Here is a 20,457-nt window from a genome sequence, read left to right as displayed (position 1 = left end):
ACTATGCAACGCTATTCGGGCTTCGGCCTCTTCAAACACTCCCTCAGCCACCACGAAAACTGGCAGCGCATGTGGCGCACGCCGACGCCGAAGAAGGTCTACGACGTGGTCATCGTCGGTGGCGGCGGGCACGGTCTGGCGACTGCCTATTACTTGGCGAAAGAGCACGGCATCACCAACGTGGCCGTGGTCGAGAAGGGCTGGCTGGGCGGCGGTAACACCGCACGCAACACCACCATCGTTCGCTCCAACTACCTGTGGGACGAGTCGGCGCACCTGTACGAACACGCGATGAAATTGTGGGAAGGCCTGTCGCAGGACCTGAACTACAACGTGATGTTCTCCCAGCGCGGCGTCTACAACCTGTGCCACACCCTGCAGGACATCCGTGATTCCGAGCGTCGGGTCAGCGCCAACCGCCTCAACGGCGTCGACGGCGAGCTGCTCAATGCCAAGCAAGTGGCGGACGAAATCCCGTACCTCGACTGCTCGAAAAACACCCGCTACCCGGTGATGGGCGCGACCGTTCAGCGTCGTGGTGGCGTCGCTCGTCACGATGCCGTGGCCTGGGGCTTTGCCCGTGCCGCCGACGCCTTGGGCGTGGACTTGATCCAGCAGACCGAAGTGATCGGTTTCCGCAAGGAAAACGGCGTGTGCATCGGCGTTGAAACCAACAAGGGCTTCATCGGCGCCAAGCGCGTCGGCGTGGTGACTGCCGGTAACTCCGGGCACATGGCCAAGCTCGCCGGTTTCCGTCTGCCGATCGAGTCCCACCCGCTGCAAGCGCTGGTGTCCGAGCCGATCAAACCGATTATCGACAGCGTGATCATGTCCAACGCCGTACACGGTTACATCAGCCAGTCCGACAAGGGCGATCTGGTGATCGGCGCCGGTATCGACGGCTACAACGGCTACGGCCAGCGCGGTTCGTACCCGGTGATCGAGCACACCATCCAGGCCATCGTCGAGATGTTCCCGGTGCTGTCGCGGGTGCGCATGAACCGCCAGTGGGGCGGCATCGTCGACACCACGCCGGACGCTTGCCCGATCATTTCGAAAACCCCGGTGCCGAACATGTTCTTCAACTGCGGTTGGGGCACCGGCGGCTTCAAGGCCACACCTGGCTCGGGCAACGTGTTTGCCGCCAGTCTGGCCAAGGGTGAAATGCACCCGTTGGCCGCCCCGTTTTCCATCGACCGTTTCCACAACGGCGCTCTCATCGACGAACACGGCGCTGCTGCCGTCGCCCACTAACAGGAGAAATCCCCATGTTGCATATCTTCTGTCCTCACTGCGGCGAACTGCGCTCCGAAGAGGAATTCCACGCATCCGGCCAGGCGCACATTCCGCGCCCACTGGATCCTGCCGCCTGCACTGATGAAGAGTGGGGCGACTACATGTTCTTCCGCGATAACCCGCGTGGTCTGCACCACGAACTGTGGGATCACGTCGCCGGTTGCCGCCAGTACTTCAACGTCACCCGCGACACCGTGACCTACGAGATTCTCGAAACCTACAAGATCGGCACCAAGCCGCAATTCACCGACAAGGCTGATTCGGCAAAAACAGCCACGACGGCGCTGGGAGAGAAGGTATGAGCCAGACCAATCGCCTGTCCAACGGTGGACGGATCGACCGCAACAAAGTGCTGAGCTTCACCTTCAACGGCCAGACTTATAAAGGCTTCGAGGGCGACTCGCTGGCCTCGGCGCTGATCGCCAATGGCGTCGACATCATCGGTCGCAGCTTCAAGTATTCACGGCCACGCGGGATCTTCGCCGCCGGTGCCGAAGAGCCGAACGCCGTGCTGCAGATCGGTGCCACCGAAGCCACGCAAATTCCAAACGTGCGCGCCACGCAACAGGCGTTGTACCAAGGCCTGGTCGCCACCAGCACCAACGGCTGGCCGAGCGTCAACAACGACATGATGGGGATTCTCGGCAAGGTCGGCGGCAAGCTGATGCCGCCGGGTTTCTACTACAAAACCTTCATGTACCCGCAATCGTTCTGGATGACTTACGAGAAGTACATTCGCAAGGCTGCCGGCCTGGGCCGTTCGCCGACTGAAGTCGATCCGGACACCTACGACTACATGAACCAGCACTGCGACGTGCTGATTGTCGGCGCCGGCCCTGCCGGTCTCGCCGCCGCCCTGGCCGCCGCACGCAGCGGTGCCCGGGTGATTCTCGCCGATGAGCAGGAAGAGTTCGGCGGCAGCCTGCTTGATTCCCGCGAGAGCCTCGACGGCAAACCGGCGATCGAGTGGGTGGCCAGTGTCATCGCTGAATTGAAGAACACCCCGGACGTGCTGCTGTTGCCGCGCGCCACGGTCAACGGCTACCACGACCACAATTTCCTGACCATTCACGAACGCCTCACCGACCACCTCGGTGACCGTGCGCCGATCGGTCAGGTGCGTCAGCGCATCCACCGCGTTCGCGCCAAACGTGTGGTGCTGGCGACCGGCGCTCACGAGCGGCCACTGGTCTACGGCAACAACGACGTGCCGGGCAACATGCTCGCCGGCGCGGTCTCGACTTACGTGCGCCGTTACGGCGTGGCACCGGGCAAGAAGCTGGTGCTGACCACCAACAACGATCACGCTTACCGCGTCGCTCTGGACTGGCTCGACGCCAGCCTGCAAGTGGTGGCCATCGCCGATGCGCGCAGCAACCCGCGTGGTGCGCTGGTGGAAGAAGCCCGTGCCAAAGGCATCCGCATCCTCACCGGCAGCGCCGTGATCGAGGCCCGTGGCAGCAAGCGCGTGACCGCTGCCCGTGTGGCGGCGATCGACGTTAAAGCGCACACCGTGACCAGCCCGGGCGAATGGCTCGACTGCGACGTGATCGCCAGTTCCGGCGGTTACAGCCCGGTTGTGCACTTGGCTTCGCACCTCGGTGGCAAGCCGATCTGGCGTGAAGACATCCTCGGTTTCGTACCGGGCGAAGCACCGCAGAAGCGTGTGTGCGTCGGCGGCATCAACGGCGTGTATGGCCTCGGCGATTCGCTGGCCGACGGCTTCGAAGGTGGCGTGCGCGCTGCGGCCGAAGCCGGGTTCCAGACTGTCGAAGGCGTGCTGCCCAAAGCCCTGAGCCGTGTTGAAGAACCGACCCTGGCGCTGTTCCAGGTGCCGCATGAGAAGGGCACCGCGCGCGCGCCGAAGCAATTCGTCGACCTGCAGAACGACGTCACCGCCGCCGCCATCGAACTGGCGACCCGCGAAGGTTTCGAGTCGGTCGAACACGTCAAACGTTATACCGCGCTGGGCTTCGGCACCGATCAGGGCAAGCTTGGCAACGTCAATGGCCTGGCGATTGCCGCCCGTTCGCTGAACGTGACCATCCCGCAGATGGGCACCACGATGTTCCGTCCGAACTATACGCCGGTCACCTTCGGCGCCGTGGCCGGTCGTCACTGTGGGCACATCTTCGAACCGGTGCGCTACACCGCGCTGCATGCCTGGCATGTGAAGAACGGTGCCGAATTTGAAGACGTTGGTCAGTGGAAGCGTCCGTGGTATTTCCCGAAAAACGGTGAAGACCTGCACGCCGCTGTGAAGCGCGAATGCAAAGCCGTGCGCGACAGCGTCGGCCTGCTCGACGCCTCGACCCTGGGCAAGATCGACATCCAGGGCCCGGATGCCCGCGAGTTCCTCAACCGTGTGTACACCAACGCCTGGACCAAGCTCGACGTGGGCAAGGCCCGTTACGGCCTGATGTGCAAAGAAGACGGCATGGTCTTCGATGACGGCGTAACGGCGTGCCTGGCGGACAACCATTTCGTCATGACCACCACCACCGGCGGCGCGGCGCGCGTACTGCAATGGCTGGAGCTGTACCACCAGACCGAATGGCCGGACATGAAGGTCTACTTCACCTCCGTCACTGACCACTGGGCGACCATGACCCTGTCCGGGCCGAACAGCCGCAAGCTGCTCAGCGCGGTGACCGACATTGATCTGAGCAACGAAGCGTTCCCGTTCATGACCTGGAAAGAAGGTCTGGTCGGCGGCGTGCCGGCGCGGGTGTTCCGTATCTCGTTCACCGGTGAGCTGTCGTACGAAGTCAACGTCCAGGCCGACTACGCGATGGGCGTGCTGGAGAAAATCGTCGAGGCCGGCAAGCAGTACAACCTGACCCCGTATGGCACTGAAACCATGCACGTGCTGCGGGCCGAGAAAGGTTTCATCATCGTCGGTCAGGACACGGACGGCTCGATGACCCCGGACGACCTGAACATGGGCTGGTGTGTGGGTCGCACCAAACCGTTCTCGTGGATCGGCCAGCGTGGGATGAACCGTGAAGACTGCGTGCGTGATCAGCGCAAACAACTGGTGGGCCTGAAGCCGATTGATCCGAACGTCTGGCTGCCGGAAGGTGCGCAACTGGTGTTCAACACCAAGCAGGCGATCCCGATGACCATGGTCGGCCACGTGACCTCCAGCTACGCGCACAACTCCCTCGGCTATTCGTTTGCCATGGGCGTGGTCAAGGGCGGTCTGAAGCGCATGGGTGAGCGGGTGTTTGCACCGCTGGCCGATGGCAGCGTGATCGAGGCGGAGATTGTTTCTTCGGTGTTCTTCGATCCGAAGGGTGATCGGCAGAACATCTGATGCTCTGGAATCCTGTGGGGTGGCGGATATCGCCTTCGCGAGCAAGCTCGCTCCCACAGGTTTCGGGTTGTTAATGGGATTTGTGTCAGGCATCAGTCCAGTGTGGGAGCGAGCTTGCTCGCGAAGGCGGAGTAACAGCCACCACAGGGGCCGGAACCAACAGAATTGATATAGGTGCTTTATGACCACAGCCAACGTGTACCAACAACGCCCGACCACCGGTGCCCGTGCCGAGTCGTCGCTGCACCATGCCGACCTCGCCAGCCTGGTCGGCAAGGGTCGCAAGAATGCCGGCGTCACCGTGCGTGAAAAGAAACTCCTCGGCCACCTGACCATCCGTGGCGATGGCCACGATGCAGCCTTCGCCGCTGGTGTGCACAAGGCCTTGGGCATCGAATTGCCCGGCGCCCTGAGCGTGATCGTCAAAGGCGAATCCAGCCTGCAATGGATGGGGCCGGACGAGTGGCTGTTGATCGTGCCGAGCGGTGAAGAATTCGCCGCCGAGCAGAAACTGCGCGAAGCGCTGGGTGATCTGCACATCGCGATCGTCAACGTCAGCGGCGGCCAGCAAGTGCTCGAACTGAGCGGGCCGAACGTGCGTCAGGTGCTGATGAAATCCACCAGCTACGACGTGCACCCGAACAACTTCCCGGTCGGTAAAGCGGTCGGCACGGTGTTCGCCAAGTCGCAGCTGATGATTCGCCACACCGCTGAAGACACCTGGGAGCTGCTGATCCGTCGCAGCTTTTCGGATTACTGGTGGTTGTGGTTGCAGGATGCGTCGGCCGAGTACGGTCTCAGCGTCCAGGCCTGACCCCGTTTGGCTCATGACTGCTTCTGTGGCGAGGGGATTTATCCCCGCTCGGCTGCGAAGCAGTCGCAAAACCTGTGAATTCGATCTACCTGATAAACCGCGGTGATTGGTTTTGGGGCGGCTTCGCCACCCAACGGGGATAAATCCCCTCGCCACAAAAGCAGTTCAGCACAGGTCAGCCCAGTTCAGAGTTCACTCTGCTAACAGATGTTGAAACAGGAGTCACCGCACAATGAGCCGCGCCCCAGACACATGGATTCTGACCGCCGACTGCCCCAGCGTCCTCGGCACTGTGGACGCGGTGACGCGTTTTCTGTTCGAGCAGGGTTGCTACGTTACCGAGCACCACTCGTTCGATGATCGGCTCTCGGGCCGTTTCTTCATTCGCGTGGAATTCCGTCAGCCCGACGGTTTCGACGAACAGTCCTTCCGCGCCGGCTTAGCCGAGCGTGGTCAGGCCTTTGGCATGGTCTTCGAACTGACCGCGCCAAACTACCGGCCAAAAGTGGTGATCATGGTCTCCAAGGCCGATCACTGCCTCAACGACTTGCTCTACCGGCAGCGCATCGGCCAGTTGTCGATGGACGTCGCGGCGGTGGTGTCCAACCATCCGGACCTCAAGCCGCTGGCCGACTGGCACCAGATTCCCTACTACCATTTCCCCCTCGACCCCAACGACAAACCGTCGCAGGAGCGTCAGGTGTGGCAGGTGATCGAAGAGTCCGGCGCCGAGCTGGTGATCCTTGCCCGCTACATGCAGGTGTTGTCGCCGGAGCTGTGCCGCAAGCTCGATGGCAAGGCGATCAATATTCACCACTCGCTGCTGCCGGGGTTCAAGGGCGCCAAGCCGTATCACCAGGCCTACAACAAAGGCGTGAAACTGGTGGGCGCCACGGCGCATTACATCAACAACGACCTCGACGAGGGGCCGATCATCGCCCAGGGCGTCGAGGCGGTGGATCACAGTCATTACCCTGAGGACTTGATTGCCAAGGGGCGGGATATCGAGGGCCTGACCCTGGCGCGGGCGGTTGGGTATCACATCGAAAGAAGGGTGTTTCTCAACGCCAATCGCACGGTCGTTCTCTAGATCGCTTTCGCTGGCAAGCCAGCTCCCACAGGGATTTGTGTCGTATACAAAATCTGAATCCAACCCGAATCCTGTGGGAGCTGGCTTGCCAGCGATGAGGCCATAACAGGCAACACAACAATCAGCATCTGTACCCGAGCACTTAACGCGCTGCCTGCCTGGGCAACGCGGTTCCATAAAAACAACAGCGAGGTGAAAGCATGTCTGGCAATCGTGGTGTGGTGTATCTCGGCGCTGGCAAGGTCGAAGTACAGAAAATCGACTATCCGAAAATGCAGGACCCGCGCGGTCGCAAGATCGAGCACGGGGTCATTCTCAAAGTGGTTTCCACCAACATTTGTGGCTCCGACCAGCACATGGTGCGCGGCCGTACCACGGCGCAGACCGGTCTGGTGCTGGGCCACGAAATCACCGGCGAAGTGATCGAAAAGGGTTCCGACGTCGAGAACCTGAAAATCGGCGACCTGGTTTCCGTACCGTTCAACGTGGCTTGCGGGCGCTGCCGTTCCTGCAAGGAGCAACACACCGGCGTCTGCCTGACCGTCAACCCGGCCCGTGCCGGCGGCGCTTACGGTTACGTCGACATGGGCGACTGGACCGGTGGCCAGGCCGAGTACGTGTTGGTGCCGTACGCCGACTTCAACCTGCTGAAACTGCCGGATCGCGACAAGGCCATGGAGAAAATCCGCGATCTGACCTGCCTCTCCGACATCCTCCCGACCGGCTACCACGGTGCCGTCACCGCTGGCGTTGGTCCAGGCAGCACCGTTTACATCGCGGGCGCCGGCCCGGTCGGCCTGGCCGCTGCCGCTTCGGCGCGCTTGCTGGGTGCGGCGGTGGTGATCATCGGCGACGTCAACACCATCCGTCTGGCCCACGCCAAGGCGCAGGGTTTTGAAGTGGTCGACCTGTCGCAAGACACGCCACTGCACGAACAGATCGCTGCACTGCTGGGCGAGCCGGAAGTCGATTGCGCGGTGGACTGTGTGGGCTTCGAAGCCCGCGGCCACGGCCACGACGGGGTGAAAGCCGAAGCCCCGGCCACCGTGCTCAACTCGCTGATGGGCGTGGTGCGTGTGGCGGGCAAGATCGGTATCCCGGGCCTGTACGTCACCGAAGATCCGGGTGCCGTGGACGCCGCCGCGAAAATGGGCAGCCTGAGCATCCGCTTCGGCCTCGGCTGGGCAAAATCCCACAGCTTCCACACCGGCCAGACCCCGGTGATGAAGTACAACCGCCAACTGATGCAGGCGATCATGTGGGATCGCATTAACATCGCCGAAGTGGTGGGTGTGCAGGTGATCAGTCTGGATCAGGCGCCAGAAGGTTATGGCGAGTTCGATGCCGGTGTGCCGAAGAAGTTTGTGATTGATCCGCATAAGTTGTTCAGTGCGGCGTAAGGCTTTAGCGCAATACAAAACGGCGACCTCGGGGTCGCCGTTTTTTGTTGCAAGCCCAGGTCAAAAGCTACCCTCACCCCAGCCCTCTCCCGGAGGGAGAGGGGGCCGACCGAGGGATGCTCACAATTTACGCCGACCTGAAAATACCGCTGTGAATCCATAATCGGCTCGGTATTTCAGGTCGATAAAACTCGAGAGAACACCACGGTCAGTCCCCTCTCCCTCTGGGAGAGGGCCAGGGTGAGGGGCTTTGCTTTACAGCGCTGCCAAGGCCCCCTGATACAGAACCGGCCCCGTCGGCTGCCCGGTCGGTGAACCCCCTTTAGGCTCAAGACTTACCGCCAAAGCAATCGGTTTGCCGATCAAGGCTTTCTGCGCCTCGTTCAACTCAACCTTGCCTTTGCCTCCCGCCGGGATCACCCCCAGCGAAATCGGCTTGCCATCCGCCGGAATCGCCCACAACTCCAGGCTGCGGCCCGGATCGACCGCCGCCAATGTCAGCGGCTCGACTTGCAGATAATCCGCATGCGCCTCGACCTTCAACGCCGGTTGCGCATTGGCGGTCAGCAGGGTGGCGCGGTAGCGGGCGTCGTCGCGGTTGTACAGGGAGCCGAGGAAGACCAGCACCACGATTGAACACAGTGCAGCGGTGACGCGCAGCCAGTTCCAGAACGGCCGCTTCTCGGGAACATGCAGCACTTGCGGTTCGATGCGCGCGGTGACGCCTTGCCATACGCGCTCCGGCACCGGAACTTGCGGCAGCGTTTCGGTGAGGCTGGCGAGGCTTTCCTGCCAATGCGCCAGTTCGACCCTTAATGCCGCGTCGTCCAGCAGCAATTGCTCGAAGCGTCGACGCGCCGCCGGGGCCATCAGGCCGATGGCGTAATCGGCAGCGAGGGCGCGGCGCAGGGCTGGGGTCTGGTAGTTCATGATTCAAGGCACCTGCGCAGACGTTCCATGCCACGGCGAATCCACGATTTCACCGAACCCAGCGGCGCGGCCAGGTGTTCGGCCAGTTCCGAACAGGACAGGCCCTGAAAGTAAGCCACCGTGATCGACTGGCGTTGCTGGCCGTCGAGGGTGTCCAGGCAGCGGTGCAGCGCGTTGGCTTCCCGGCTGCTGTTCAACAGTTCATGCGCCGAAGGGCCTTCGTCGGCGAGGGTGTCCTGTTCGACATCGGTCAGTGGCCGGTCGCGATGTTTGCGCAATTGGTCGATGGCCTGATTGCGGGTGATGTTGATCATCCAGGTCATCGGCGCCGACAAATGGGCCTGGTAGCGCGAGGCGTTGTTCCAGATGCGCACGAAGCTTTCCTGCAGCACTTCCTCGGCCAGATCGGTGCGGCCCATAAAACGAAGGGCCACGCCGTGCAGGCGCGGGCCGACGCTGCGATAAAGGGTTTCGAAGGCACGCCGGTCACCCAGTGAGCACTGGGCCAACAGCTGGCGCAACTGATCGGTGTCGGCGGTGGAAATGACGTTTCTCCAGGCAATGGTCGCACGACGAGGTCTGATCTCGAGCTGTTCACAGGCTAGTTCAGCAACAGCGCTTGTGCCATTCATGACAGGTGTCCGCGGTTTCACGTTTTATATACGTGGCTATCCTGAAAATGGATGCGCCGGCGAGGAACATGCCGGCCGAAACCCGGTCAAACCGGCAGTTTTGCCGCCCATTGAAGGGCGGTTACCACAGCGCAAGAGGATGTCTGAATGAAGATTTCACGCGGTATTGCCTTGGCTTCACTGATGACCCTTGCAGCGAGCCCGGTGTTCGCCGGTTTCAGCCTGGACGACGTGACCAAGGCGGCTTCAAGCATGCAGGGCGGCAACGCTGCCACCGCCGCCGCGCCGACTTCGGAAACCGCCGGTCTGCTGCAAGCCGTCACCGGTCTGGGGGTCACGCCGCAACAAGCCGTGGGTGGCACCAGCGCGATGCTGGGCCTGGCCAAGAACCAATTGAGCAGCGCCGATTATTCGCAGTTGGCCAAAGAAGTGCCGGGCATCGACAAGTTGTCGGGCGGTGGCGGCAATCTGGCGGCGTTGAGCGGTTTGCTCGGTCAGTCCGGCAAATCCGCTGGCCTGGAAAATGCGCTGGGCAACGTCAAGGACACCAATGACCTGAACAACGCCTTCGGCGCACTGGGCATGGACAGCGGCATGGTCGGCCAGTTTGCCCCGGTACTGCTCAAGTACCTGGGTGATCAAGGCGTCGGCGGCCCTCTGCTGCAAAGCCTGGGCAGCATCTGGGGCGCCGGCACCGGTAGCTGATCAGCCGCGCTCGCCGCGCAGTTCGGCAATGCGCTGGTCTTTCTCGGTCCAGAGCTGGTTGACCCAGTTCTGGACCGTCTGGCGAAACGCCGGATCATTCTCGTAATCGCCCTGCCACAACGCCGGGTCGAGTTCGCGGGTCTTGATATCGACGATCACCCGCGGCACGTTGCCGCTGATCAAATCCCAGAAGCCCGGGATGTTCGCCTGTGGATAAACCACTGTCACATCGAGCATCGCATCCAGTTGTTCACCCATCGCCGCCAGTACAAACGCCACGCCGCCGGCCTTGGGCTTGAGCAAGTGGTTGAACGGCGACTGTTGCTGCGCACTTTTCGCCGCGGTGTAGCGGGTACCTTCCAGATAATTCACCACGGTCACCGGCTGGCGCTTGAACAGCTCGCAGGCCTGCCGGGTGATCTCCAGATCCTTGCCGGCCAGTTCCGGGTGTTTGGCCAGAAAGGCCTTGGTGTAGCGCTTCATGAACGGGTAATCCAGCGCCCACCACGCCAGCCCCAGGAACGGCACCCAGATCAGCTCCTTCTTGAGGAAGAACTTGAAGAACGGCGTGCGCCGGTTGAGGGTCTGGATCAGTGCCGGAATGTCGACCCACGACTGGTGGTTGCTGACCACCAGATAGGAGGTGTCACCGCGCAGATTTTCGCCGCCGCGAATATCCCATCGGGTGGGGATGCACAGGCGGAAAATCAGCTTGTCGATCTCGGCCCAGGTCTCGGCGATCCACATCACCGCCCCCGACGCATAGTCACGCCAGCGCCCGGGCGCCATCAGTTTGAGCAGGGCAAAGACCATCAACGGCCCGATCAGGATCAGGGTGTTGAGCAACAGCAGCAGGGTGACGAAACAGCCGGTGAGCAGGCGGCGCATAGGCAACTCTATGACGTTGGATGGGCGCGCCATGATAAGTGGCTTCGGACGACAGGCCAAATCGCGGGTGACAAATGTTTCACTTTTGGCTGGGTATGCTTGGGCCAGATATTGTGTTGAACGGGCTGGCCGCATCGCTGGCAAGCCAGCTCCCACAGGTTTATCGGGTGTGCGCAAGAATTACATTCGCTGAAGCTCCTTGTGGGCGCTGGCTTGCCAGTGATGCGGTCTCAGCGGCGAACGAATTGCTTGCTGGCTGTCTAAAATCTCGCGTCTGACGCCCTCATTTTCCAAGGAAGCCCTCTACGTGAAATCCCTCCTTGCACTGTTTGCCCTCGTCGCCCTGCCGGTCATGGCCGCCGAGCCGACCCTGTACGGGCGTTATGAATACATCGCGCTGCCGGAAATCGGCGGCGAAGTGCTCAAGGCCAAGATGGACACCGGAGCACTGACCGCATCGCTGTCGGCCAAGGACATCGAGACCTTCACCCGCGATGGCGATGAATGGGTGCGCTTCCGCCTCGGCACCAAGGACGCCAGCAACAAGGTCTACGAACACAAAGTGGCGCGGATCAGCAAGATCAAAAGCCGTTCCGATGAAGAAGACGAGGGCGACAGCACCGAAGTCGCCAAGCGCCCGGTGGTCGATCTGGAGCTGTGCCTGGGCAACGTCAAGCGCACCGTTGAGGTCAACCTGACCGACCGCAGCAACTTCAACTACCCGCTGCTGATCGGTGCCAAGGCCCTGCGCGAATTTGGCGCAGCGGTAAACCCGGCGCGGCGCTTCACGGCGGACAAGCCAGACTGCTGAGCCAAGTGGTCTCATTGACGTAACGTCAGGCTTGGGGCAACGTTCGCGCACCTAACCCACGGGCTCGGACGCCATGCCTCATATCCTGATTGTCGAAGACGAAGCGGCGATTGCCGACACGCTGATTTTTGCCCTGCAGGGCGAGGGGTTCACCACCACGTGGCTGAGCCTCGGCGCGGCGGCGCTGGAGCATCAGCGGCAGACCCCGGCCGATCTGATCATTCTCGACATCGGCCTGCCGGACATCAGTGGCTTCGAGACCTGCAAACAGCTGCGGCGCTTCACTGAAGTGCCGGTGCTGTTCCTCAGCGCCCGGGATGCCGAGATCGACCGTGTGGTGGGCCTGGAGATCGGCGCCGACGACTACGTGGTCAAGCCGTTCAGCCCCCGGGAAGTCGCCGCCCGGGTGCGGGCGATTCTCAAGCGCATGGCGCCGCGACCGCTGATCGAAGCCACCTCGACGCTGTTTCGCATCGACCTCGAGCGTGTGTTGATCACTTACCGTGGCCAGCCACTGAGCCTGACCCGCCACGAATTCCGTCTGCTGCAATGCCTGCTTGACCAACCGCAGCGAGTCTTCAGTCGCGAGCAATTGCTCGACGCGCTGGGCGTTGCCGCCGACGCCGGTTACGAGCGCAGCATCGACAGCCATATCAAAAGCGTGCGCGCCAAACTGCGGCTGGTGCAGGCCGATGCCGAGCCGATCCAGACCCATCGCGGCCTCGGTTACAGCTACAGCCCGGGGCACAGCTGATGTCGCTGGGGCTGCGGATCTTCCTGGTGTATGTACTGTTTGTCGGCCTGACCGGTTATTTCGTGCTCAACACGGTGATGGAAGAAATCCGCCCGGGCGTGCGTCAGTCCACCGAAGAAACCCTGGTCGACACCGCCAACCTGATGGCGGAAATCCTGCGCGACGATTTCAAGGCCGGCACCCTCAGCGAAAACCGCTGGCCGCAGTTGCTGCGCGCCTATGGCGAACGCCAGCCGCAAGCGACCATCTGGGGCTTGCCGAAAAACCAGGTCAACCACCGCATCTACGTCACCGACGCCAAGGGCATCGTCGTGCTCGATTCCAGTGGGGTGGCGGTCGGTCAGGATTACTCGCGCTGGAACGACGTTTACCTGACCCTGCGTGGCGAATATGGCGCGCGCTCCAGTCGCAGTGATCCGAATGACGCCAGTTCCTCGGTGATGCACGTCGGCGCGCCGATCCGCGATAACGGCAAGATCATCGGCGTGGTCACCGTGGCCAAGCCCAACAGCTCGTTGCAGCCGTATGTCGATCGTACCGAGCGCCGCTTGCTGTTTTACGGCGCCGGGTTGATCGGGCTCGGCCTGCTGTTTGGCGCCTTGTTGTCGTGGTGGCTGAGCCGTGCGCTGCACCGTTTGACCGGTTACGCCCAGGCGGTGAGCGAGGGCCGGCGGGTAGAAGTGCCGCATTACCGCGGGGGTGAGCTGGAACAGCTGGCGACCGCTGTGGAACAGATGCGCACACAACTGGAAGGCAAGGCCTACGTCGAGCGCTATGTGCACACCCTGACCCATGAATTGAAGAGTCCGCTGGCGGCGATTCGTGGCGCGGCGGAGTTGCTGCAGGGCGACATGCCGCCGGTTCAGCGCCTGCGTTTTGTCAGCAACATCGACAGCGAAAGTGCGCGGATGCAGCAGTTGATCGAACGATTGCTCAATCTGGCGCAGGTCGAACAGCGGCAGGGTCTGGAAGAACGCGTTGCCGTACCGTTGGCGGCACTGGTCGATGAATTGTTGCGGGCGCAGACGGCGCGGATTGAAGGCAAGCAACTGCGGGTCGAGCAGACGATTGCGGCGGATCTGCTGTTGATCGGCGAGCCGTTTCTGCTGCGTCAGGCGTTGGGCAACTTGCTGGAGAATGCGCTGGATTTCACCCCGTCGCAGGGGTTGTTGCGCTTCACCGGCGAGCGGGTTGGCGAGCAGATCGAATGCCGGTTGTTCAATGAGTCGGCAGCGATTCCTGACTACGCTTTGCCGCGTTTGACCGAGCGTTTTTATTCGCTGCCGCGTCCGGACAGCGGGCGCAAAAGTACCGGCTTGGGCCTTAACTTCGTTGAAGAAGTGGTCAAGTTGCATGGTGGGTCGATGCAGATTCGCAATGTCGAGAACGGGGTTGAGGTGACATTACGTCTGCCTTGATACCGAGTTGCGACCATCGCGAGCAGGCTCCACACAATCTCCATATTTCCCCCACATTCCCCTCATACAGCACCAGCAGACTCTGCCCATCCAAACAGGGAGAGTCCCATGAACAAGAATCTGACGATCAAGCTCGGCGCCATCGCCCTGCTGATCCTGCTTTTGTTGATCCCGCTGCTGATGATCGACGGCGTCATCGACGACCGCCAGCAGTTGCGCGACGGCGTGCTCGAAGACATCGCCCGCAGCTCCAGCTACAGCCAGCAATTGCGCGGGCCGGTGATGGTCGTGCCGTATCGCAAGGTGGTTCACAACTGGAAGCTCAACGACAAAACCAATCAGCGCTACGACGAACCAGGCGAGGAACGCGGGCGGTTGTACTTTTTGCCGGAGCGTTTCGAACTCGACGGCCAGGTGCAGACCGAACTGCGTGCCCGGGGGATTTACGAGGCGCGGCTATTCCACGCCGATAACCGTATCAACGGCCATTTCTCGTTGCCGGCACAGCTGGGCATCAAGGAAGACTTCAGCGATTACCAGTTCGATGCGCCGTTTCTCGCGGTCGGCATCAGCGACATTCGCGGCATCGAAAATGCGCTGAAACTGGAACTCGATGGCCAACGCCTGGACTTCGTTCCTGGTACTCAAGTCGGTTGGCTCGGCGAAGGTGTGCGGGTCACGCTGCCGCTGCTTGATACCCGTAAAACCACGGAGCTGGGTTTCGCCTTCGATTTGCGTCTGCAAGGCACCGGTTCGTTGCAGGTGCTGCCAGTGGGCAAGAGCAGCAGCGTCAGCCTTGCCGCCAACTGGCCGCATCCAAGCTTCATCGGCAACTTTTTGCCGGCCAAACGGGAAATCAACGACGCCGGTTTCAGCGCCGACTGGCAGACCACCTTCTTCTCGACCAACCTGCAAGACGCCATGAGCCGGTGCGTCAGCGGCAATGATTGCGAGGCGTTCAACGGTCGCAGCTTCGGCGTGAGCTTCATCGACCCGGTGGATCAGTATCTGAAGAGTGACCGGGCGATCAAATATGCGCTGCTGTTCATTGTCCTGACGTTTGCCGGTTTCTTCCTGTTCGAAGTGCTCAAAAGCCTGGCGGTGCACCCGGTGCAATACGCATTGGTGGGTGTGGCGCTGGCGTTCTTTTATCTGTTGCTGCTGTCGCTGTCGGAGCACATCGGGTTTGCCCTGGCGTATCTGTTGTCGGCCAGCGCTTGTGTGTTGTTGATCGGGTTTTATGTCTGCCACGTGCTGCGCAGTGTGCGTCACGGTCTGAGTTTTTCGGCAGGACTGGCGGCGTTGTATGGCCTGCTCTATGGATTGCTGAGCGCCGAGGATTACGCGTTGTTGATGGGCTCGTTGCTGCTGTTCGGCCTGCTGGGGGTGTTCATGGTGCTGACGCGCAAACTGGATTGGTACGGGATCGGGCAGAAATCGGCCAGGCCGTTGGAGTTTGATGTGGGGGCGATGCAATGAGCGGGTTGCGTGAGGAACAGCGAGAAGTGCAAGTATTGGTGACGCTGATATTTGCGTCACTGCCGCCGGCACCGCGTGGGTGCCATCGCTGGCAAGCCAGCTCCCACAGGATTTGTGTTGAATCAGAATCCTCTGTCATACCCAAATCCAGTGTTGGAGCTTTGCTGAGTCAGGCGTCTCTGCCATAGCCACAACCCCTGTGGGAGTTGGCTTGCCAACGATGAGGCCGGAGCAGGCTCCGCCTATTCAGGGCTTGGGCATCGTCGCGATCATGGACGGTCGCTGACTCACTTCAAAGAACCAGTTGGCCAGTTGCGGGTTGGCATCTCGCCAGCCCAGGTCCGGGAAGCGCAGGTCGAGGTAGCCCAGCGCGCACGCCACGCTGATCGCCGCCACATCAAAGTGGCTGGTCAGCTCGGCAATCGCATCGCGCTCGAACACGGCGAGGGCGCGGCGGATCTTGTCGCGCTGGGCTTCGAGCCATTCGTCCCAGTGTTTTTCCGGAGCACGCAGGACCAACTCATAACGCACCATCACCGACGCATCCATGATCCCGTCGGCCATCGAGGCCAGTGTCAGGCGACGCCAGCGGGCCGCGCCTTCGCGGGGAATCAGTGGGTTGCCGACGTGCTGCTGGTCGAGGTATTCGAGGATCACCCGACTGTCATGGATGACGTTGCCATCGGCCAGACGCAGGGCGGGGATCTTGCCCAGCGGGTTGTCGATATTGAGCTCGGCGCTCGGGCTGACGGGGCTGAGCACGCAGTCTTGCAAGGCGACGCGATCCTGCTGGCCGGTCTCGTGCAGCAACACCATCACTTTGCGCACGAACGGGGAGAGCGTGTTGTGGTACAGGGTCATGCTGGGGGCGGACATTGGCAAACCTCGGTGATCGTCGAAGAGCAGGAGGTTAGCCTAGCCACAAGCCGCGAGGCTGGCGAGGGAATTTAGGGTGCCTTGAGGGTCGCCATCGCTGGCAAGCCAGCTCCCACAGGTTTTTGCAGTGAACACACATTTCGGGTTCACCAGAAGTTCCTGTGGGAGCTGGCTTGCCAGCGATGAGGCCATCACCGACAACACAAAAACTACCCGCGCTGCAGCAATCCCCTGATCGCCAAAAAAGCCGGAACACCGAGTCCGACCCAGCTCAACGCATCCCAAACCCCGTCCCCCAACAACGCCGCAAACAATCCCGCCGCACTGAGCAACGCGATCACGATCGGCGTGCTGAACACTTTCCAGAAACTCGACTGACGCGGCTTCATGCACAAGCCCCCACCTGCAGTGGTTTCGCCGCTTTACGTCGCACCACCCAGAGGTACACCCCGCTGCCGAGGACGATGATGGTCAGCACATCGAGCGTGGCCCAGAGGATCTTCATCGGCATGCCGCCGTAGTCACCGAAGTGCAGCGGCTGTGACATGCCCATGGCGTCCATGTACCACGGGCGTTCGGCCACGGCGGTGACTTGCAGCGTCGTGGCGTCGATCAACACCGGCGTCAGCAGGTGCGAAGTCAGGTGCGTGCCGCCCTTCATGAACACCGAATAATGATGCTCGCTGGAAAAACGCGTGCCGGGAAAGGCAACGAAGTCTGGTTTCATCCCCGGCGCGACGTCGCCGGCGATGTCGAGCAAACGTGTGGCGGGGGCCAGCTGCGTCAGCGGCGGCGCATCGCGATACGGCGCGATCAGGGTGTTCAAGGTGTCCTCGCGCCACGCCGCGATTATCAGGTCGGCGCAGGCACTGATTACCCCGGTCACGCCCACCACCAGCGCCCAGGTCAGGGTGACCACGCCGATCAGGTTATGCAGGTCGAGCCAGCGCAGGCGGGTGGATTTGTCCTGGCGCACGGTGCCGAATTTCAACCGACGCATGAACGGCAGATACAGCACCGTCCCCGAGACAATCGCCACCACAAACAGCAGCCCCATGAACGCCAGCAGCAACTTGCCCGGCAACCCGGCGAACATATCCACATGCAGACGGAGGATGAACAGCATCAAGCCACCGTTGGCCGACGGTGTTTCCAGTGCTTCGCCGGTGCGTGCATCGAGCATGAAGGTGTGCGATGAGTTCGGTTCGGTGCCGGCGGTTTTCGCCATGATCGTCAGCACGGCGTTCGGCTCATCGTCGTCGAAACCGAAATACTGCACCACGTCATCCGGGCGATGTTTTTCGGCGGCTTGCACCAGTTGCGCCAGATTCAGGCGTGGCGTGTCGGCCGGCATCTCGCGGACTTGGGGCGCATCGCCGAGCAGGTGCTCGATCTCGTGATGGAAGATCAACGGCAGACCGGTCAGTGCCAGCATCAGCAAAAACACCGTGCAGATCAGACTGGTCCAGGTGTGGATGAACGACCAGCGGCGAATTGTTTTACTTTTCATTTCATGACCTTCAAAAACACCAAAGCCGTCCACGGAGGACGGCCTGGTCACAGGGCCTGTTTCAGCTCAGACGCTTACCACTTGTAAGTGGCGCTGGCGACGACACTGCGCGTGTCGCCGTAGTAGCAGTAGAAGCTGTCGCAGGTGGAAATGTATTCCTTGTCGAACAGGTTGGTCGCGTTGAGTGCCAGCGACGCGCCTTTGAGGCTGTTGTCCAGACGACCGAGGTCGTAATGCACGCTCGCGTCGAACACGGTGTAGGCGTCCGCCTTGCCCAGCCAGGTATTGGCCTTGTCGCCGTAGGTGTTGCCGGTGTAACGCACGCCGCCGCCAATGCCGAAGCCGTCGAGCACGCCGCTGTGCCAGGTGTAGTCGGTCCACAGCGACGCTTGCTGATTGGGCATCAGTTGCAGGCGATTGCCCTTGTCGACGCCGTTCTGCACTTCGGACTTGGCCAGGGTGTAGGCGGCAATGACTTTGAGGTTTTCGGTCACGTCCGAGGTCGCTTCCAGCTCCAGGCCTTTGACTTTCACTTCGCCGGTCTGGCTGGTGACCGACACGTTGTTGACGAAGGTGTTCACCGAAACGTTTTTCTGGGTCAGGTCATACACCGCTGCGCTCAGCAATGTCTTGCTGCCCGGGGGCTGGTACTTGATACCCAGTTCCCATTGCTTGCCTTCGGTCGGCTTGAGCGAACCGGTGGAGGTGGCATCGGCGCCGGAGGTTGGCTGGAAGGATTCGGCGTACGACAGGTACGGCACAAACCCGTTGTCGAAGACATAGCTGAGCGCTGCGTTGCCGCTGAATGCCTTGTCGCGCTGGGTGTTGGTGGCATCGCCCTTGTTGATGAATCGGGTGCCGGTATGCACCCAGTCTTCACGGCCGCCGAGGGTCAGGCGCCACTGGTCGAGGGCCATCTGATCCTGGATGTACAGGCCGGTCTGGTAGGTCTTCTGATCGTAATCGTAAAACGCGGTGGAGCGCGCTGGGCGCACGATTGGCTGACCGTAGATCGGGGTGATCACGTTGGTGGCCAGGCCGTCACCGAAGATCGAGGTGTAGTTGGTGTTGCTGCGCTGGTGATCAAGACCCAGCAGCAAGGTGTGGCGGATATCGCCGGTGGCGAAGTCGGCCTGGAAGTTGTTGTCCACGGCGAACTGGCTGATGTCTTCGTCGACGCTGGTGCTGGTGCGATTGACGTTGCCCTGATCATCCACTTGCGCGAACGGATAAGAGCCCGGCGTCAGCGACTGGAACGACAGGTCCGACTTGGTGTAGCGCAGGTTCTGCTTGAACTGCCAGACGTCGTTCAGGCGATGTTCGAAGGCGTAGCCCAGCGCGTAGTAGGTGCGGTCGTAATATTCCCAGTCCGGATCGCCGAGGTTTTTGTGGTGGGAAATATCACCGAACGGCGATTTGATCTTGGTGCCCTGCACCGGCAGGAACTGACTGGTGATGCCGGTATCGTCGCGGGTGAACTGGCTCAGCAGAGTGAACTTGGTGTCGTCGTCAATGTTCCAGGTCAGGCTCGGCGCGATGTTGTAGCGCTTGTTGTCGACGTGATCGACCTGGGTGCCACTGTCGCGTACGACACCGCTGACGCCATAGAGGAACTGGCCGGCGTCGTCGATCTTGCCGGTGCTGGCGAAGTTGATCTGGCGATGGTTGTCGCTGCCGTATTGCAGCTGGATTTCGTTGCTGGCGATGTCACTTGGACGGCGGCTGACCATGTCCAGCAGACCGCCCGGCGGGGTCTGGCCGTAAACCGAGGAGGCCGGGCCGCGCAGCAGGGCGAGGCGGTCGAGGTTCCAGGTTTCCTGTTTCGGGTTGGCGTACACGCCTTTGGGCAGCGGCAGGCCGTCGAGGAACTGGGTCGGTTCGAAGCCGCGCACACGCAGCCAGTCGGCGCGGGTATCGCTGCCGTAGCTGCTGGCGGTGATGCCCGGCATGTAACGCACGGCGTCGTCGAGACTATGTACGCTGCGGTCGTCCATTTGCTGGCGGGTCGCGACGGAGATCGAGCGCGGTGCCTCGACCAGCGCGGTGTCGGTCTTGGTGCCGGCGGCGGTGCGCGTGGCGGTGTAGCCCTCGACCGGACCCCAGGCGCTTTCGAGGTTTTCCACGCCGATGACCGAGGTTTCCGGCAGGGCCAATGTCCCTTCGGGCACGGCCACCAGGCTGTAGGTGCCGGCGCTGCTTTGTTCCAGCTGCAGGCCGGTGCCACGCAGGGCTGCACGCAGCGCACCGGCGGCGTCGTACTGACCATTGACCGGCGCCGAGGTCTTGCCCGCTGCCAGCGCCGGATTCAGCGACAGGGCGAGACCGCCCTGGCTGGCGATCTGGTTCAGGGTGGCCGACAGCGGCGCCGCCGGCAGGTTGTAGGCGCGCACGCTGGACGCTTGTTCAGCGGCGAGCAGCGGGCTGCTGATCAGCGGGGCGCCGAGGGCAATGGCGACGGCCAACAGACTGGGGCGCAACAAGGTGTCTAGCGAACGGGACATGCGAAGGCTCCTGAATGGAAATATTTCTCAATTGCCT

General features: G+C 61.7%; 18 protein-coding genes. 11 read left to right on the top strand and 7 right to left on the bottom strand.

All coding sequences use genetic code 11. The annotated features are described in order from the left end of the window. The first annotated feature begins 3 nt into the window (after nucleotides 1–3). The 6 genes from PseuLF5_RS23165 (at nucleotide 4) to fdhA (ending at nucleotide 7,916) form a co-directional block, all read left to right on the top strand. Nucleotides 4–1,254 (top strand): sarcosine oxidase subunit beta, encoded by a 1,251-nt coding sequence (locus PseuLF5_RS23165; protein ID WP_003206307.1) that lies wholly within the window; start codon nucleotides 4–6, stop codon nucleotides 1,252–1,254. 14 nt (nucleotides 1,255–1,268) lie between these two features. Beyond that, nucleotides 1,269–1,598 (top strand): sarcosine oxidase subunit delta, encoded by a 330-nt coding sequence (locus PseuLF5_RS23160; RefSeq protein ID WP_008086922.1) that lies wholly within the window; start codon nucleotides 1,269–1,271, stop codon nucleotides 1,596–1,598. Beyond that, nucleotides 1,595–4,612, top strand: coding sequence for a sarcosine oxidase subunit alpha (locus PseuLF5_RS23155; RefSeq protein WP_123469378.1), 3,018 nt, complete (start codon nucleotides 1,595–1,597; stop codon nucleotides 4,610–4,612). The genes PseuLF5_RS23160 and PseuLF5_RS23155 overlap by 4 nt, the downstream gene beginning before the upstream one ends. Before the next feature lie 181 nt (nucleotides 4,613–4,793). Next, entirely contained in the window at nucleotides 4,794–5,426 is a 633-nt protein-coding gene (locus tag PseuLF5_RS23150; RefSeq protein WP_123469376.1) for a sarcosine oxidase subunit gamma, read from the top strand. A gap of 232 nt (nucleotides 5,427–5,658) precedes the next feature. Beyond that, nucleotides 5,659–6,516, top strand: coding sequence for a formyltetrahydrofolate deformylase (gene purU / locus PseuLF5_RS23145; RefSeq protein ID WP_064589552.1), 858 nt, complete (start codon nucleotides 5,659–5,661; stop codon nucleotides 6,514–6,516). A 200-nt stretch (nucleotides 6,517–6,716) separates the two neighbouring features. After that, a complete protein-coding gene (fdhA, locus tag PseuLF5_RS23140) occupies nucleotides 6,717–7,916 on the top strand; it encodes a formaldehyde dehydrogenase, glutathione-independent (protein ID WP_064589551.1) in 1,200 nt (399 codons plus the stop codon). Between the two features lie 255 nt (nucleotides 7,917–8,171). On the opposite strand, the gene PseuLF5_RS23135 is transcribed toward fdhA, so the two are convergent. Both PseuLF5_RS23135 and PseuLF5_RS23130 read right to left on the bottom strand, forming a co-directional pair. After that, entirely contained in the window at nucleotides 8,172–8,846 is a 675-nt protein-coding gene (locus tag PseuLF5_RS23135) for an anti-sigma factor (protein WP_222834156.1), read from the bottom strand. Further along, nucleotides 8,843–9,478, bottom strand: coding sequence for a sigma-70 family RNA polymerase sigma factor (locus PseuLF5_RS23130; protein ID WP_340134815.1), 636 nt, complete (start codon nucleotides 9,476–9,478; stop codon nucleotides 8,843–8,845). Before PseuLF5_RS23130 ends, PseuLF5_RS23135 begins: the two co-directional genes overlap by 4 nt. 147 nt (nucleotides 9,479–9,625) lie before the next feature. On the opposite strand from PseuLF5_RS23130, the gene PseuLF5_RS23125 reads away from it, so the two are divergent. Further along, entirely contained in the window at nucleotides 9,626–10,183 is a 558-nt protein-coding gene (locus tag PseuLF5_RS23125; protein WP_123469370.1) for a DUF2780 domain-containing protein, read from the top strand. Here the strand turns inward: PseuLF5_RS23125 and PseuLF5_RS23120 are convergent, their stop codons facing one another. Continuing rightward, nucleotides 10,184–11,071 carry an acyltransferase gene (locus tag PseuLF5_RS23120; RefSeq protein ID WP_267803825.1) on the bottom strand — a complete coding sequence of 296 codons (888 nt, stop codon included), beginning with the start codon at nucleotides 11,069–11,071 and terminating at the stop codon, nucleotides 10,184–10,186. 307 nt (nucleotides 11,072–11,378) lie between these two features. Between PseuLF5_RS23120 and rloA2 the strand changes: the two genes are divergently transcribed. From rloA2 to creD, 4 genes are all read left to right on the top strand, one after another. Continuing rightward, nucleotides 11,379–11,882 carry a retropepsin-like aspartic peptidase RloA2 gene (gene rloA2 / locus PseuLF5_RS23115; protein WP_095189559.1) on the top strand — a complete coding sequence of 168 codons (504 nt, stop codon included), beginning with the start codon at nucleotides 11,379–11,381 and terminating at the stop codon, nucleotides 11,880–11,882. 73 nt (nucleotides 11,883–11,955) lie between these two features. Beyond that, entirely contained in the window at nucleotides 11,956–12,636 is a 681-nt protein-coding gene (gene creB, locus PseuLF5_RS23110; protein WP_123469366.1) for a two-component system response regulator CreB, read from the top strand. After that, nucleotides 12,636–14,054, top strand: coding sequence for a two-component system sensor histidine kinase CreC (creC, locus tag PseuLF5_RS23105; protein ID WP_267803827.1), 1,419 nt, complete (start codon nucleotides 12,636–12,638; stop codon nucleotides 14,052–14,054). The genes creB and creC overlap by 1 nt, the downstream gene beginning before the upstream one ends. Nucleotides 14,055–14,162: 108 nt before the next feature. Next, nucleotides 14,163–15,533 (top strand): cell envelope integrity protein CreD, encoded by a 1,371-nt coding sequence (gene creD / locus PseuLF5_RS23100; protein ID WP_186746501.1) that lies wholly within the window; start codon nucleotides 14,163–14,165, stop codon nucleotides 15,531–15,533. A gap of 246 nt (nucleotides 15,534–15,779) precedes the next feature. Here the strand turns inward: creD and PseuLF5_RS23095 are convergent, their stop codons facing one another. The 4 genes from PseuLF5_RS23095 to PseuLF5_RS23080 all read right to left on the bottom strand — a co-directional run bounded on the left by PseuLF5_RS23095 (nucleotide 15,780) and on the right by PseuLF5_RS23080 (nucleotide 20,420). Further along, on the bottom strand, nucleotides 15,780–16,409 hold the full coding sequence (locus tag PseuLF5_RS23095; protein WP_340134814.1) for a glutathione S-transferase: 630 nt from the start codon (nucleotides 16,407–16,409) through the stop codon (nucleotides 15,780–15,782). A gap of 209 nt (nucleotides 16,410–16,618) precedes the next feature. Next, entirely contained in the window at nucleotides 16,619–16,798 is a 180-nt protein-coding gene (locus tag PseuLF5_RS23090) for a hypothetical protein (protein ID WP_222834160.1), read from the bottom strand. Next, nucleotides 16,795–17,919, bottom strand: coding sequence for a PepSY-associated TM helix domain-containing protein (locus PseuLF5_RS23085; protein WP_340134813.1), 1,125 nt, complete (start codon nucleotides 17,917–17,919; stop codon nucleotides 16,795–16,797). Before PseuLF5_RS23085 ends, PseuLF5_RS23090 begins: the two co-directional genes overlap by 4 nt. A 74-nt stretch (nucleotides 17,920–17,993) precedes the next feature. Continuing rightward, on the bottom strand, nucleotides 17,994–20,420 hold the full coding sequence (locus PseuLF5_RS23080; protein ID WP_128613993.1) for a TonB-dependent siderophore receptor: 2,427 nt from the start codon (nucleotides 20,418–20,420) through the stop codon (nucleotides 17,994–17,996). Nucleotides 20,421–20,457: the final 37 nt, after the last annotated feature.

It is taken from the genome of Pseudomonas sp. LF-5, from assembly GCF_037626295.1.
Taxonomy (GTDB): Bacteria; Pseudomonadota; Gammaproteobacteria; order Pseudomonadales; family Pseudomonadaceae; genus Aquipseudomonas; species Aquipseudomonas monsensis.
The sequence above is the reverse complement of the archived record's forward strand: the minus strand, read 5'-3'. Positions and strand labels throughout refer to the sequence as shown.